14 protein-coding genes and 1 pseudogene are annotated in these 15,369 nt (G+C 33.8%); all 15 read right to left on the reverse strand.

Features of this window, described 5'->3' with window-relative positions:
- Nucleotides 1–7: 7 nt before the first annotated feature.
- A pseudogene (locus SHYC_RS12655) lies at nt 8–442 on the reverse strand (DUF5079 family protein); the annotation flags it as partial.
- Nucleotides 403–636 carry a DUF5079 family protein gene (locus SHYC_RS12660; RefSeq protein WP_082021561.1) on the reverse strand — a complete coding sequence of 78 codons (234 nt, stop codon included), beginning with the start codon at nt 634–636 and terminating at the stop codon, nt 403–405. The pseudogene SHYC_RS12655 and the gene SHYC_RS12660, both read right to left, overlap by 40 nt.
- 69 nt (nt 637–705) lie before the next feature.
- Nucleotides 706–1,305, reverse strand: coding sequence for a DUF5080 family protein (locus tag SHYC_RS11220; RefSeq protein ID WP_039647191.1), 600 nt, complete (start codon nt 1,303–1,305; stop codon nt 706–708).
- 80 nt (nt 1,306–1,385) lie between these two features.
- Nucleotides 1,386–1,598 carry a hypothetical protein gene (locus tag SHYC_RS11225; RefSeq protein WP_039647193.1) on the reverse strand — a complete coding sequence of 71 codons (213 nt, stop codon included), beginning with the start codon at nt 1,596–1,598 and terminating at the stop codon, nt 1,386–1,388.
- Nucleotides 1,599–1,670: 72 nt separating this feature from the next.
- Nucleotides 1,671–2,132 (reverse strand): DUF5085 family protein, encoded by a 462-nt coding sequence (locus SHYC_RS11230; protein ID WP_039647194.1) that lies wholly within the window; start codon nt 2,130–2,132, stop codon nt 1,671–1,673.
- Nucleotides 2,125–2,586, reverse strand: a complete 462-nt coding sequence (locus tag SHYC_RS11235) for a DUF5085 family protein (protein WP_231912778.1) — start codon at nt 2,584–2,586, stop codon at nt 2,125–2,127. Before SHYC_RS11235 ends, SHYC_RS11230 begins: the two co-directional genes overlap by 8 nt.
- 114 nt (nt 2,587–2,700) lie before the next feature.
- Nucleotides 2,701–3,351, reverse strand: coding sequence for a DUF5079 family protein (locus SHYC_RS11240; RefSeq protein WP_039647196.1), 651 nt, complete (start codon nt 3,349–3,351; stop codon nt 2,701–2,703).
- Nucleotides 3,352–3,363: 12 nt separating this feature from the next.
- On the reverse strand, nt 3,364–5,037 hold the full coding sequence (locus SHYC_RS11245; protein ID WP_039647198.1) for a T7SS effector LXG polymorphic toxin: 1,674 nt from the start codon (nt 5,035–5,037) through the stop codon (nt 3,364–3,366).
- A 17-nt stretch (nt 5,038–5,054) separates the two neighbouring features.
- The gene (locus SHYC_RS11250) at nt 5,055–5,447 is read right to left on the reverse strand and encodes a YwqH-like family protein (RefSeq protein WP_052257855.1); all 393 of its coding nucleotides are present in this window, start codon (nt 5,445–5,447) and stop codon (nt 5,055–5,057) included.
- A gap of 15 nt (nt 5,448–5,462) precedes the next feature.
- A complete protein-coding gene (locus tag SHYC_RS11255) occupies nt 5,463–5,735 on the reverse strand; it encodes a DUF5344 family protein (RefSeq protein ID WP_039647200.1) in 273 nt (90 codons plus the stop codon).
- A 4-nt stretch (nt 5,736–5,739) separates the two neighbouring features.
- Entirely contained in the window at nt 5,740–10,167 is a 4,428-nt protein-coding gene (gene essC, locus SHYC_RS11260; protein WP_039647202.1) for a type VII secretion protein EssC, read from the reverse strand.
- A 23-nt stretch (nt 10,168–10,190) separates the two neighbouring features.
- Nucleotides 10,191–11,507: a type VII secretion protein EssB gene (gene essB / locus SHYC_RS11265; protein ID WP_039647204.1), complete on the reverse strand. Its 1,317-nt coding sequence runs from the start codon at nt 11,505–11,507 to the stop codon at nt 10,191–10,193.
- 12 nt (nt 11,508–11,519) lie between these two features.
- A complete protein-coding gene (locus SHYC_RS11270) occupies nt 11,520–11,762 on the reverse strand; it encodes an EsaB/YukD family protein (protein WP_039647206.1) in 243 nt (80 codons plus the stop codon).
- Complete coding sequence (essA, locus tag SHYC_RS11275; protein ID WP_039647208.1) at nt 11,749–12,183, reverse strand: type VII secretion protein EssA; 435 nt, start codon at nt 12,181–12,183, stop codon at nt 11,749–11,751. The genes SHYC_RS11270 and essA overlap by 14 nt, the downstream gene beginning before the upstream one ends.
- On the reverse strand, nt 12,183–15,257 hold the full coding sequence (esaA, locus tag SHYC_RS11280) for a type VII secretion protein EsaA (RefSeq protein ID WP_039647210.1): 3,075 nt from the start codon (nt 15,255–15,257) through the stop codon (nt 12,183–12,185). The genes essA and esaA overlap by 1 nt, the downstream gene beginning before the upstream one ends.
- Between the last annotated feature and the right edge of the window lie 112 nt (nt 15,258–15,369).

A 15,369-nucleotide genomic window follows, 5' to 3' on the forward strand; every position in this document is an offset into this window, starting at 1 on the left:
TTTATAGCTATTCTACTATCATAATTTTTTCGACAATTTTATAATCAACATATCTTTTAATAAACATAAAGGTAACAAAGTGTAACGGTATAATTATTAATATGGATCCTGAAACCAGGAATTTAGAGTCTGCTATATTTGGAATTGATAAGTATTCTAAAAACTTAGTAATGTAAATAAAATTCGAAAGTAATAATGCTACTAAGCCAATTTTCGACCTCGTTTTTCCATTAGCGAATCGAGCGATAATTTTACCTTCATTTAGCATCATTAATGCACCGATAGAAAGCAATAGAAAACTCATTATCATTGTTACAGTGTTGTGTAACCAATATTCATATAAGTCTACATTATGCTGAATTCCCATATAGTAAAACAAATTGTTAAAAGCTAAGATGGCATTCACACAAGAAAGCACATTAATGATTGATAAAAATTTAGCATACCTTTTCTTTTTAACTTACTCGATGTAGGATTGATTTTTACAAATGGAATCCACTGTAGGATGCTTATAATGATAATAATTAGCTGTATTAGAGTGGATATTTTTAAATACAAGGGAATATTTTCATAATCCAGACCATTAAATAAAGTTATACTTGTAAAACCAATAATGACAAATCCTAATATACTTATAACGAGTCTCGTATTCCTCCCAAACTATTAATCGCATTTTTTTCATCCATTTTAATTTACACTTCTTTCCTACACATAGGGTAAATACAGAACAATTGAATTGACGAATATATAAAGTGTAACGACTAATGGCACAATGGTTTTAAACAAAAATACACCATATTTAATTTTTCGATAAATATCTAAAATCAACCAAATGATTGTAATTATAAATCCTATAAAAATTATGGCTGGATCGACTGAAATGATATCTTCTTGTAGAAGCGGATGCATATGTATATGTGTGAACCACATTAACACTACAGAAATGATCAAATAATAAACCGTACGAACTCTTGAAGAACGCAAGTCAGATTCTTGAACTTCCAATTGTTCTTCATCTTGATTTTGTTCTTTTTCAACCATATATTTTAAAAGTCTTGGCTTGGTCCAAAATGTTTTAATCGTGAAATACATATAAATATAAGATCCAAAATAAGTGAACACTAAATAATTTCTTAAATCATGGAGCTCAAGATGTCCCCCAATAACATAAATCACAATGAGTGCGATAATTATCCCTAAATCAATGAGTAAACTGATGAATAATCCACCTTCAATTTTAAAAAGACTCGACATGATTGCGGCATAAAAAATCACAAACAAACCGAATAAAACAATATATATCATAATGATTCTCCTTATTATATTTTGCACGCCATAGTTTGGTTTTAAAAATTACGCATAACGTGACGTTATGCGTTAAAATCCTATATAATTCCTGTGATTTTCAAAACATTAAGTACAAATACTACGATACCTACGATAATCGCAATGTTTAATAATTTAGCCCCTTTTTCAGGATTATATTTTTTGTATTTAATACTACAAATTATACTTCCAATCGCAAATAATGGTGTAACAATTGTAAGGACGATAAATACCCATGCCCATACTTTTAAAGCTTTACCTTGTTCTTTCATCTGTAATGTCTCCTTCTAAAATTATGTAATATTATAAAAATTTTGATGATATCCATAGAAAGCGCATCAAAATTATGATTCTTTTTCACATACTTTTGCCTTTACATCTATCCACGCATGCGTGCCTTTATAATTGGTTTTCAATGTGTGATAATAAGGCGAAACAAAAGTTAAATTATTTTCTTCAGCAAATTGATTCATTTCTTCTAACAAAGCTATCTCATCTTCTATAAAGTTATCTGTCACTATTCTTCCGTGCAGCATTTTATTTAGTGTAAAATAACTACGAAAACCGAGTTCGTCATCAGGTAAGAACCCTTTTGAAACTGGTATACAAACAAAAACATTCATTTGTTTTTGTTGATTTATATGTGTGATTGCATAGGTTAAATCGCCCACTGGTTCAGCATCTCTATCCATACAACTTTTCACAAAATCTTGAAACACTTTTTCCATATCATCAATCTCAACATTCACATAAGACTTATACGCTACATTTTTTAACATGATAGAACTGTAACTGGTCTTATTCATCGTCTGTACCTTCTATCGACTCTATTTCAGCATGTATTTCAAAAGCTTTGCCTCCAGGATAATCAATCATCACGTGGTAATATGGTTGATCTTTAAGGTGAAAACCATTTTCCTGAGCAATGAATTCAATTTTTTTATAAACCAACTCAAATTCTTCTTCGTCAAAACATTTTTCAATTAATGTCGGAGCTACTTCTAACTTATCCACGTATTCAATATTCAAGTCAGGAACATCTTGAATCGGTTGATTTAATGCGATAAACGCTGTATATTCAACCTCTCCTAATCCCACTGTTTCTCTCTTAAAAATAATAGGTCCCGTTGGATAAATATCCTCATCTACAAAAAACGTATTAACCGTGTCTAAACCCTCTAACCAATCTTCATTTTCATCAATATCAAAAGTGATCTTGGCACAATAGGGCATCATTAACATGCCTACATCCACTAACATTCACCCTTCTTCTTAAGTTCACATTCGTATAAATACATAGAGTAACTAAAATAATTTCTAATAATATTGTCGTATAGAATTATTGTATGATTAATATACTTAGATTTTATTTGATTAATTATCACTCAATTCTTCAAAGTCACCGTTTAATGTTCTTATCACAAGTGCATAGTTAAAAAACGATCGTAAAACTAGTAAATCAATGCAAAGCAAAAATAATATACTAACCCAAATAAAACTATTCTCTTCAGCAGTAGTCGGTACCGTTATAGCTAAATATGCTAACCAACCTAAGCTTGCTAGCTTTATCAATATTGCCAACAGATTTAATGATGTTTTGGCTTTATCAACTATTAAATGAAATTCATTTAAAGAAAATATAGAAATTGCAACAACAGAAAGTAAAACTGCCCCAATTATATTCATCCAGTAAAATATTCCATTCCAAGGAGTAAAAACAATTCCTATTAAATAACAAGATGCTACAGCAATAGGTTGGATGTATCCAGTAATTACATTTATAATTAAATATTTTGTAGCGCTTATTTTATTAGCTTTAACATTTTCAAAGCTATCAAGCTTGAATATAATCAAATTAAATATCATCCATACAGCATAAGTAATATACAAATAAATGGGTATATCATTCCATATATTTGTAGAATATATCATCACTGAATTAAATAAAACAATTAATATCATCAAAAAGATAATAAAAGGTTTCAAATACGACTTCTTTAAATTTGTAGCATAAGTCTCTAACATGGTCTCTCTCCTCTAATTAAATATCGTTTTAAACCCACTTGTAACATTATTCCACCCTGATTTAACAACGTTGGCACCTGCATCTAAACCTTTATTAATACTTGATTTAGCTACGTCTGTAAGTGATTTATCCATACCAGGTAGTTTCGAATCTAGAAGGTAGCCTACACCAATTCCCACCGCTGCTCCAAGAAGTGTCCCTACAACTGGAATAGGTATGGCTGTTCCTATCGCAGCCCCTGCTGCAGCGCTAGCACCAATTGCTCCTAAATCAACGCCCATCCCCACAATCATCTCTTTAGCCGATTTTTCATCTAAATTATCGGTAATTGCGGAGACAAGGGCTAAAGGTTTTAACACTTTCCCCCCTAATTTCATGCTATGTTTCAGTTTACCAATGACGTTTTTAGAAGTGAAGTCACCTTTTAATGTTTTTAATCCTTCATCTACATAATTTTTTAAATTTTTAGTTGCCGCTGTTCTAGATTTAAAATTTTCCTTCTTAAGTATATTGTCTCTAAAATTTTGCGATGAAAATGTATTTTTGAATTCAGTAGAGGCTGCTTTTTTCATTTCAGCTTTATCAAAGAATTGCTTAGAATCCCCAAATTTATATTGGAAGTTTTTATCTTTTAACTCTTCTTTTAATAACGCGCTCGTTTTACTGTCTAAGTTTTGGACATTTTTCATCCAATCGACAAGATTCCCTTTTTTAAAAGGGTTGTTTTTCACAAATTCCCCCGAACTTTTTAAAAGATTTTTTAGATTTACATTATCTATATCTGTATGCATATATAATGCCATATTTTTTAATTGTTTAGGTGACATGTTGTCGATTAATTCGTTAACATTTCTAGTACTCATAAATTTATTGTAACCAGCAAGAATATCACCATTACCTATTGCTTTTAACGCTAACATTTCACGTCCAGCTTGTTTTAGAGCATTCAACCCTTTTTTGGTTTTAGGAGGAAAAGCGTTCATTTCGTCACTACATTTTTCGAGAAACTTTTGCCATCTTTTTAGTTCTTCACTGGTTTGATGACGGATGATTGCACTTTCAATCTTTCCAGAAGTGCCTGAAATTGATGAACGATTGGCTGGTAAATCATTTTTCACATATGTTGTTAACCCTTTGAGTTCTGTGATCAAGTTATTTGTTAAATCCCCATCCGTAGAATTAACTGCATCAAAATTAACTAACTTATCAATCGTATCGTCCACATGATCTTTAAACGTTGTTGCTTTTGAGGTTAAATCCTCATTCTTAACTTTTTGTGCTGTCGTTAAGGTATTCACTGTGTCAATCCAATTGTTAACGTATTCAATCGTTTCTTTCATAGACTTTACTTTTTTAGAAATGTCGTCTTTATATGTTTTTATTTTATCTTCATGTAATATCGCTGCTTCATCGTTATCCACCTGATTACTGAACTTGCTGATAGATTTATCCATATCAGCCACATAATCTTTATTGGTATTTTTTATTTTATTAATCGACTGATAATGGAATGTTTTCGTATATGATTTAACGCTTGATGCCGTTGCACCTTTAAATTGATCAGTATTAATGAGTGACGCCATACTTTCTTTTAACGCATCGACATCACCATTTGTTTTATCCAACTCAGATTTGATGGCGTTTTTCATATTTTGAACTTCATTCATATTAACTTTTACACCCATTATTTCACCTCCATATTTTAAAGTAAGGCCTCTAAACCTGAAATTGCAAAATTCGTCGCATTCAATCTAGATTCTGCATCTGAAATCTCATCATCTTTTTTACTAACGTCACTTTCAAGAGCGTCTCTTGCTTCTACAATCTTAGTTTTAACATCATCGGCAGAAGTTGTAAGATTTTCTAAGTGCTCATCACTTTTCGATTTTGTTTGACCTTTCCAGTGACTACTAGCGATATTAATACCTTTAAATTCATTTAAAGTATCACTAAATGCCTCATTATGCGTTTTGACTTTCTCATAAGCTCTATTTAATTCCTCTCGTTCGCGTCTAAGTTTTGTTAATTCATTTTCAATAATTTGCGCTTCTCTTTGTTTGGCTGCTATAAGTGCACGTATCTCACTTTTCCCCACTCAAACACGCCTCCCCTAATTGTGTTTAATTTGATTCGCAATATCTTGATCATTTTGGACGATTGCTTGAACTGCACCCAACATTGCATCTGAATCTTGCGAAGTGATGGTTTTATAATTATCAAGAGCGGCTTTATAATTTTTGAACATGGTTTCATATTCTTTAAACGTAATTAAATTTGTTTCTGACAAATGTGCTTCACTGTCAGATACTGACAATTGATTGGCACTTGTTTTCATTTTATCTATTATTGCAGTAACATCTGTTTCTCCCAATTTGATGACCATATTATCACTCCATTAGCATCAGTTTTTGATATTCTTGGTTTTTCACCATATAACATTCTCTTGTTTTCAATTCTGGTTCGCCATATTGGTTTTTAACTGGTAAAAATTCTTGTTCAGATATTTTATGACTAATAACGGCTTGGTTTACAATACGCGTCATCATTTTACTTTGTTTGTCATAAGCACCGATTGTATCTGAATACAAACCACTTGCGATGATCATAATGTTATATGTAGGTGCTTCATTAAATAATCGACGTACTTCATCTTCTGTTACCCCTGTGACTTGCACAAATCGTTTGATGTTATTTATGAATACCACTTTTCTTTCTTCACATGAACGCTTTCCTGTTTTTCTCGCTTCGATTTCTTGAATAAAGCCTTTTCGAATCATTGAAAGTTCGGTAGCACTTGCGTAATAAGACGTTACTTTGTTTGAAAATCTCTCCATATTTTCATCGGCATCTACTAATATGACAGTTTCTTGTTGTTTATAAATACCTAGGTAATTTAGGATGATGTCATTTAAATGCTCTTGTTCAATTGGCTTTATTGCCGCCACGATACTTGGTGCATTTAAATCTAATCGAACTAATTTTACAGTTTCAAAATCTAATCCTAATGGAATTTGATGTGATTTTGTTACAATATCCTCTAAATTATATTCTTTTTCCAACTCGGTACGCAATACTTTTTCAGGCATCATAGGAATATGTGCTGGCATATCACCTACAAAGTTTTCTTTCATCACAGCAATTTCATTTTGAATTTGATCATTATATGTCAAACCTTCTTCAGGTTTAAATGGCAAGGAGATTTGGAACTGTGTATAGTAGTCATCATTGATTACCGCACGCCCCTTAATATCTTTCACGCCTTTTTTATACGAACCGATGACATTTGTAATTTCACTATGTTCAAAGAGATATAGGGCAATCTTTGTTTTAATGTTTGTGTAAATCGGTGTGCGTATACTGCTTGTATTAGACCCAGTTAAAATTAAATACATACCTAACGCGAGCCCTTCACGTGTCAGTTTTGTCATCATAGCTTCAAATGCTTCTTGGTACGGTGTTTCTTTAATTGTGTCGTAGTTATCAATGATGATGAAGAAATTCGGAACTGTATTGCCTGTAAATTGATAATATTGTTCTAAATTAACGACACGGTTTTGACTTAGTATTTTTTTACGTTCGCTAACCGCTTCATGGATACGTTTGAGCGCTTTTTTAATTTTATCCTCTTGGTCCGCGGTAAAGTAATCGGCCACATGAGGTACATCCACGACTGGAATTAAGCCATTTGTACCGAAATCAAATAAGTACATATGTGCTTGATCTGGACGGTAATGGCGCGCAATATCAAAAATCACATTGTGTAAAAATGTCGAACGGCCGTATCCAGGACTTCCGATAACTGCCACATGACCAGCTTGGTTTAATTTTAGTTCAAGTGGTCCTTGATATTGTGCTTCTGGTACGTCTTTTAATCCTAATGTCAGCGTCACAGGCTTTAATTGATCATCCCATAACTGTTGAAATGCGGTTTCAACCAAGTCACTTTGATACACGTGCGACGGTAGTGGTGGTAACCATGGACGTTTGACACGCGGGACATTCATTGCTGTTGTAACGTCTTGTAAATGACGAATCACCGCTTCAAGTTCTGTCTCATTTGACGCTGTTTCTACTTCTTCTAATCCACTCAAATCTTTATTAATAGCTTGTAATTGTCCATAGTCATTAATCAAATAAATGGTTTGATCTTCTGTTTCAGCATGTGCCCCTGTTTGGTCATACGTACCTCCGCTGTATGCAGATTGGAAAAGTTCATAAATTTCATTATTACCTACTTGTAAATACGCACGTCCAGGTAACGTGATATCTGCAGCGTCAGGTGTTTTTAAAATTTCATTACTATCTTGTTTGTCTTGAACTTTCAATGCCAACTTAAATTTCGAATTAGACCAAATTTGATCATCTACAACCCCTGAAGGTTTTTGTGTCGCAAGAATAAGGTGAATCCCTAATGAACGTCCAATACGTGCTGTGGACACAAGCTCTTTCATAAATTCAGGTTGTTCCGATTTCAACTCCGCAAACTCATCGGAAATGATGAATAGGTGTGGCATTGGGTCTTTTGCGACACCTTCTTTGAAAAGTTTGTGGTAATGATTGATATGGTTGACATCATGTTCCCCAAAAAGGCGTTGACGACGACGTAATTCTGCTTTAATCGATGTTAACGCACGCATCGCTTCATCCCCATCAAGGTTTGTAATCGTACCCACAAGATGTGCTAAATCTTTAAACAAGTTCGCCATACCCCCACCTTTGTAGTCGATAAGTAAAAATGCCACTTCGTGAGGATGGAAATTGACTGCTAATGACAAAATGTAAGATTGTATAATTTCAGATTTACCTGAACCTGTTGTCCCGGCTATGAGTCCGTGAGGGCCATGTGCTTTTTCATGTAAGTTTAAATAAAGGATGTCATCTTTACCTCTCACGCCTAGTGGGACTGCCATTGTTTTATACGTTTCATTTTCACGCCAACGTTGCTTGACATTGAGCGCTTCCACATTTTCGACTTGATACATATCTAAAAATGTAATACTTTCAGGAATCGCGTTTTTCATTTGTTCTACATGGTTCAAATTGGCTAAACGACGCGCCACATAATCTTTATCCACGCCATTGGCACTGACAGGCGTAAATTTCAATTGAACCAATTCGCCTGCTTTCATCAGTAATTCGCCTTCAGTTTCACTCTTAATGTCTACTATTGTTTTTACATGTTCTGGCAGACTTTCTACGACATCTTCTACAAATACGAGTGAGATGCCATAAGGTGTTAAATCTTGGTTGATATATTCCAAAATGACATGATCTAAAATGCGAGACATATCCGTAATAATAAACACTAAATGTGGTGTGAAAATCACTTGTTCACTTTGTTGTAATTCTCTCACGTGTTGCACACGTTCTTTAATCATTGTGTAGACAGAGGTCAAAATTTGATCGCGAGTTCTTTGGTTATATACGAAACTACGTATGTTGTGATGACGCAGGTTCATATGTGGTATCCATCTCGTCCATTGGAAAGCCTCGCGCTCATGTTCATCCATTACAATGAGAAATTCTACTTCGTGATAACTATGAAAAGTTGCAAGTTGTAATAACGTTTGTTCTAATTGCGTGAGGATGTGACGCCGTTCACCAACATAGGCCACTGGTCCATGTGTTAAGTCATTAATTAATGGAGCTTGTTCTAGCTTTTGATAAAAATCATTTAATTTTTTAGCTTCATCGAATAAGAAATCACGACGTTGATTGAATTCCTCTTTGTGATAATCGATTTTGAATGATTTATCGATATCGGCCACGCCTAATCGATAATGTAAAAAATCATGATGATGCACGGTTTTCTCATAAATACGTGGTGCTTTCGTTTCAATAATATCTTGAATTTCGTGTAACGTCGGAAAGTGAAAATTTAAACTAAATCGCTGTTGATTCATCGCTTTATGAATTTGCGTTGTTTTTTCTCTTAAGTATTTCAAATACGCAGTTTCTCGTTCTTTCACTTCTTTTTTATACCGTTTACGATCTGAAAAGTAAGAAGTAATCCCAAACGTAATCGTCACTAAACACATTCCAATCATCATAATGATATAAATGCCTATCGGTCGCACTAAAAAGATGACGACTGTTAATGCAATCATCACGAGTGGTGGTATGATTGACCGCCATATTGCTGAGTTATTTTTTTGAACCGGTTGTGGTGGTTTTTCAATTTTTATCGGTTCTTTCGGTTCACGGTGAATCATTCTAGGCGATCGTTGATAATCATGGTAGTGTTCTTTTGTTGCACTTGGCTTCACAACATCCATGCGAACCAACTGGCTGTTCACTGTATATTGAGTGATGAGATAAAAACCGTCTTCTCGTAATTCCATCAACATCCCTTCTAAGTAAAAATGGTCTCCGATATAAAGCGTGTACGTACCTCTGTTCTGCTTCTCATAATTGATAAAGACGGGGTGATCAGTATCATAAATGAACTGTAAGGATTGCGTTGTTTTATAGTCTTCTATACCTTTTACAATTAACGTGTTTTTTAGGTCAGGGATATACACATCGTCGTACGGATTTGGGCCAAGCGTCATCACTGGTGCCGACTTTAAATAAAATGCATGAAAATTATTCTCTGTGAACCATGTTATGTCTACACCATTGATGGAAGTTTGGGATTGTAATGGGTAATCATCGACATACCACGTACCCGATTGTGTTTGCGTTATTGTAATGTCTGAACGAAGACCTTTAAAAGAGATACTCCCGTCTTCTTGACCATTAATGATATAGGTTTTACGAGATTGTAGATTCAGACATTTTAATTGATTGTCATATTGTATCATCAACTTATTCATAGAAGTTCCTCAGTTCTTATCCGTTAATTTTTTCTTTCAGCTTCTTGACGTTTTTTTCGATCTTCTTGAGCCTGTTCTTTTTGTTTTTTCTCATTTTCTTCTTGTTGTTTTAGACGTTCATCATTTTGTTTTGCGGATGCTTCTTGTTCTTTAGACTTTTCATCTTTAATTTCTTTTTCTTTATCTAAAATATCTTGCAGTCTGTCATTATATTTTTTCGTCTGTTCACTTCTTTTTTCTGATGACAATTTAGGATTGTTTTTAATGTCGTTAAGTTTATTGATTAATGCAAGTTTTGTTAAATCATTATCTTCTAAATACGTACTGATATTTAGCGCTTCATCAATATCTCCTTGTCCTAGCACCACCCAATACAACAAATAATCTTTATTGGCAGATGGTGTAATATGATTTAACACATTATTCTTTTTCTCTTTTTCAAGCCCTTGCTTGTTTGTTTCAACATAACTTTTCGCATAGGCGAATAACGCTTCTTTATCTAACCTTTTTGCGTCCACATTTTCATAATCATTTAAAACTTGGGTGTAATATTCTTTAATAAACGACTTATATCCTGCGTCAACTTGTGCATCGTGTTTCATCACAAAAAAGTACAAGTACGCTAAACATACGAGTAAAATAGCACTTAAAATTGCCGTCCCAATGCTAGCCCATTTATACAGTGCATATCGTTTCTTTTGAACGTATGCGTAGTGATGTTTATAATTTTCTTCTTGTTGATTGTAGTGACGTTGTAAAACCGCTTTTAAATCTTGTAAGTTAGACGCTTGAATAATTTGTTGATCAAAAGGTGTACCTTTATAAAGGTCTAAATTGCCTTCTACCAAACTTTCAAATTGCACTTTATCATTAAAAGCCTCAATAATAAGTGCCTTATAACGTGTCAAAAATTCTTTTTCCGTATAAGGTAATGGTTCAATAACGTTACGTATACCTCGCGTTTTTAATAGTGGCAAGCCATTTTTAGTAAAATGTAGCTCTTTAGGTTCTAACACATATGTATAGCGCGTATGTTGTAGTTCTTCTAGTTTTGCGATATTCAGCAAATAACGTAGTTTTTCATTTTTGGATAACGTCTTTATCGCATCGTACGTCACGACATTTTCGTGAAGATGATAATTAATTTGGAAACAATCTTGTAGCTCTGTGACTTCACCATCTAAAAAGTGCGTCACGCGTTGTTCGAGTAAATACATTAAATGATAATGTTCAGGTTTAACGGCGGATTTAGGAATATCTCTTAAATACGCACGTGTGTCCTGTTCAGATGTTAAATCAGCGTCTAAATCTTTAAGTTCCGGTAATTTCTTTTCAGACACGAGTGTCGCCTCCTAAATCATTTTTAAAATGTCACCATCTGCTATTTGAAAATCTATTAATCGATCATTTTCAACGAGCAAGTGATGTTTTGTGGTGATTTTGACATACTTTGGTATTCTTGTGAGTTCAATATCTAAACTATCCATAATTAAAGGAATTAATGTACGCATCGGCAATAAAATCGGTAGTGCCAAGTCATAGGTACCTTTGTTGTAGTTTGAAAAATCGACCGTCACGCGTTTATGTTGCATCATGTTTCTCACGCTTTCTCCATTTAGATATAGTTAAAATCGCAAAGCCTATTGTAAAAAGAGCCCCTACACTCATCAAAAAGTAGGGCAAGATGTTTTTCTCTTGATCTTGTTGAATGTATGGGGCCTTCGTTGTTGGTTCTTTATGTTCTTCAAACAATGTTCGTTTCGTATCAGCGATCTGAGAGGTAGATCGCTGATAATTTTCGAACATAGATTGTTTAATCGTCTGTTGACGTGCATATTTCTTTTTTTGAATTTCCGAATTTAATGTCTCGCTTTCTTTGTTGAAAAGCGGGGTGTCATATTCATTTAAATTTTTATTAACATTTTCTTTCGTTTCTTGATCAACTTGGATTTCCAAACCACCGTTATGCGCGGATGTGCCGAGTATAGAGAGTGCCAACATACTTTCGAATAACATTAGAATAATCTCACTTTATTTAATGGCTTAATCACTAGATTTAGTAAAAAGCCAATGATTGTAATCACGAACAGCAAAATCACAACAAGTAACGTCGACTGTTCTGCATTTAAGAAATTAAAGTATGCAGCATCCACATATGATAACGGCGAAATTTTTCCAAGTGTCGTTTGTGCTGAACCTTGACCTAGTTGATTCATTGCCACAAAGTAAATGGCTAAAATCCCAAGCATCATCAACATACCGATTGTACGAATTTGTCTTAATAAGTACGTGTTCACAAGTACAAAAGCACTCATCGTTAACACAACCATCACGATGAATTTCAAGCGGTAACCTTCTAATATTTCAAACTGATTCATTGCGACAAGTCCAATGACAAGTCCTTCTAATAACGCAACACCTGAAATGACACCTGCCACTGCGATACTATTCCAAATCTTATTATGTTGACTAAAATGATTATGAATGAATTGCAACTCACCTTTAGCACGTTCATAACTATAGAAGACATACGCAGTCATCATTGACATCAAATACATTAATAATACGAAAATACTCGGTGAGGTTGTATCCTTCTCATCACTATTCGCAAGGACATTTTCAAGGTTTTTCTTCTGAATCGGATGACTCATGAAGGCTTTTAACGCTTCATTTTGCTTGTCACCGTCTTTCGAATGTTTTAAGACGCGTTCAAAGTGTTCTGCGAATAATTTATTTTGTTTCGCGTTATTTGTCATATCACGATTAATTGCATTCGCACGTTCCCCAAGTGCACGACCACTCGCATGTAACTGGGTCACATTCGTATCTAACTGGTTCAGTTCCGAGCTCACTGTATTAGCAGTAGATTGTGATTTTTGACTATCTGTTAATAATTGCGTACTTCGTTCTGACAGTGTTTGAATGTCTTTATCTATTTTCGTCGACAATGTCACAAAGTCTTCTTCTTTATCTTTATCAACTTCAGGCTTTTTAGGATTCTCTTGGAATGTTTGATTTGTGTCATCTAATTCTTTAATGAGCGCACTTAATTCTTTTTGGTTATCCAATAATCCTTCTTGTCCTTGTAGCATCTCTGAGATTAAATCACTTGAAGATTGATTCAATTCATCTATTTTTTGTAGAATTGTAGTTTTGTCATTTTTGAATGCTGACATTTCATTGACCACTTCATCGACAAGCATTTTAATAATCGTGTCGTTATTTAATTCAGGTGCATTTGGTGTTAAGTATTGACTGTTATAAATATCATAATAATTGTCAAAACGATCTAACGCGCGCAATTGGTCTTTCACATCGGCATGAATTAAAAGCCCTTCTAAATTATGGTGAATCGAAATATCTACAACGCTAACATCACCTTTATCTGCTGTATCTGGCGTCGTTGTCGGCCCATCAGACGTATTATCATCTGATTGGTTCGCTGCACCGAATACCAGTTGTAAATGCATTGTTTTATCTTTCAGAAAAGCCGTTTTATAAGATTCTCCTGATTTTAATTTCGCTGTACCTTTAACTTCAACGTTATACGTTTTCTCAGAGGTATCTAATTTGATATCTTGATTTTTGATATCGTAAGATTTGCCATTAATTTTAATCTCACCGTCAAAATCAAAGTTTTTATCAACCGCTACTGACAATTGATTAATATCTTTACTCTTAAGTGTTTCTTTGCGTTCTATAGAGACACCTTTTGAGATTAATGAAGACGTATCATCCGCTGTTAGTTCATTGTGATAAGGCTCTTCAACCACTGGGTTGTTCGGATGGGCCTCATTGTAACTACGCTTAAATTCATTCAATTTCGTCAATATTTTTTGATATGCTTCTACCTTTTCATCACTCAAACCAATTTTTGTTAAATCATCGTGTGACAGATTTGCGATATACATATCATTTTGTTGCGCTGGATCTTTTTGAATCGTTGATAACATATTTTGAAGTAAATCATTACGCAGCTTTTCATTTTGATCTTTCATTTGTGACAGCGCGTCATTCAGTTCTGGATTTTCTTCTAGTTGATGTTTCATCGATTCAGTTAATTTTTCTTTATATACATCAATCATGTCCTCTGTAAAAGGTGACTCTTCCGCTTCAATCTCTTTTTTTATGTCTTCTAAGTGTGATTTGAACGCTTCTTCATAAGCATCTTTAGAGGAATCACTCATCTCTTTATAATGTTTCAGCCCTTCATCAGTCGTTTGTAGTTGCTGAATATAACGTGATAAATCCACGCTGTCTTTTTGCGATTGATAATCCTCAATGGTTTTGTCAAACTCTGATAGATAGTGCGCGAATGTCTCTTGTTGTTGATTCACTAATGTAGACACATTTTCATCAGATGGAAGTTGGAATGTTTTATAATCTGAGCTCAGTAATGATTGATTATATTCACGAATCCATGTCGTAATATCTTTATTTGCAGAAATAGAATGCACCATTAAATCTGTAAATAGTCTTGGAAAATCATTTAACGGGTCAACTAAATAATTAGAAAATCGTTGATCCACTAGCCCTTGTCTTGACATGATGTCATCCACATTTTTTTGTGCGTTATGTAAATTGTCGATAATACTTGATAAGTATATTTGGATTAAACGTTCGTTGAATTGACTTAGTAAATCACTTACGACTTTTTCTGTTTCTCGTGCGACATTTTCTTTTTGGCCGACCGCTGTTTTGTACTGTAAAGTCATTTGAGAAGGTGATTTTTCATCAAGTTGCATGGCTAATTTTGAAAAGTTTTTCGGAATCACGACCATGACTTGATATTGGCCATGCTTCAAACCATTTTCTGCTACGTGACGTGAAACTGTTTCAAAATCATGCGAATCCTCATGAGAAAGCATCTTTACAAAAGGTTTCCCGAGTTCTACTTTGCTGCCGTTATATGTTGTAGGTTGATCTTCATTGACAATAGCAATTTTGACGTTTTTTCCTTCGTTATGCGGATTGTCATTCTTTGAATTCTCTTTCGTTTCTTTATTTTGCGTCATAATAAATAAGGCTAAAATGACTGATAATAATATAAAAATTGCTAAAGCACCAATAATCCATTTTTTCTTTTTCATTCTAGTTGTTTCCTCTCATTTTTCCCGCTTAATAAAATAAAAAGTGAGACAAATTTCAAATGATATATTTGATCTAAGTCTCACTATCTTAAATTCCTATAATTGTATTCGA

It is taken from the genome of Staphylococcus hyicus (assembly GCF_000816085.1).
Lineage (GTDB): Bacteria > Bacillota > Bacilli > Staphylococcales > Staphylococcaceae > Staphylococcus > Staphylococcus hyicus.

Bases quoted from the DNA above. Each gene is read 5' to 3' on its own strand.
- SHYC_RS11220 (WP_039647191.1), bottom strand. From the start codon at position 1,305: ATGATATATATTGTTTTATTCGGTTTGTTTGTGATTTTTTATGCCGCA.
- SHYC_RS11225 (WP_039647193.1), bottom strand. From the start codon at position 1,598: ATGAAAGAACAAGGTAAAGCTTTAAAAGTATGGGCATGGGTATTTATC.
- SHYC_RS11230 (WP_039647194.1), bottom strand. From the start codon at position 2,132: ATGAATAAGACCAGTTACAGTTCTATCATGTTAAAAAATGTAGCGTAT.
- SHYC_RS11235 (WP_231912778.1), bottom strand. From the start codon at position 2,586: ATGTTAGTGGATGTAGGCATGTTAATGATGCCCTATTGTGCCAAGATC.
- SHYC_RS11240 (WP_039647196.1), bottom strand. From the start codon at position 3,351: ATGTTAGAGACTTATGCTACAAATTTAAAGAAGTCGTATTTGAAACCT.
- SHYC_RS11245 (WP_039647198.1), bottom strand. From the start codon at position 5,037: ATGGGTGTAAAAGTTAATATGAATGAAGTTCAAAATATGAAAAACGCC.
- SHYC_RS11255 (WP_039647200.1), bottom strand. From the start codon at position 5,735: ATGGTCATCAAATTGGGAGAAACAGATGTTACTGCAATAATAGATAAA.
- essC (WP_039647202.1), bottom strand. From the start codon at position 10,167: ATGAATAAGTTGATGATACAATATGACAATCAATTAAAATGTCTGAAT.
- SHYC_RS11270 (WP_039647206.1), bottom strand. From the start codon at position 11,762: ATGATGCAACATAAACGCGTGACGGTCGATTTTTCAAACTACAACAAA.
- essA (WP_039647208.1), bottom strand. From the start codon at position 12,183: ATGTTATTCGAAAGTATGTTGGCACTCTCTATACTCGGCACATCCGCG.
- esaA (WP_039647210.1), bottom strand. From the start codon at position 15,257: ATGAAAAAGAAAAAATGGATTATTGGTGCTTTAGCAATTTTTATATTA.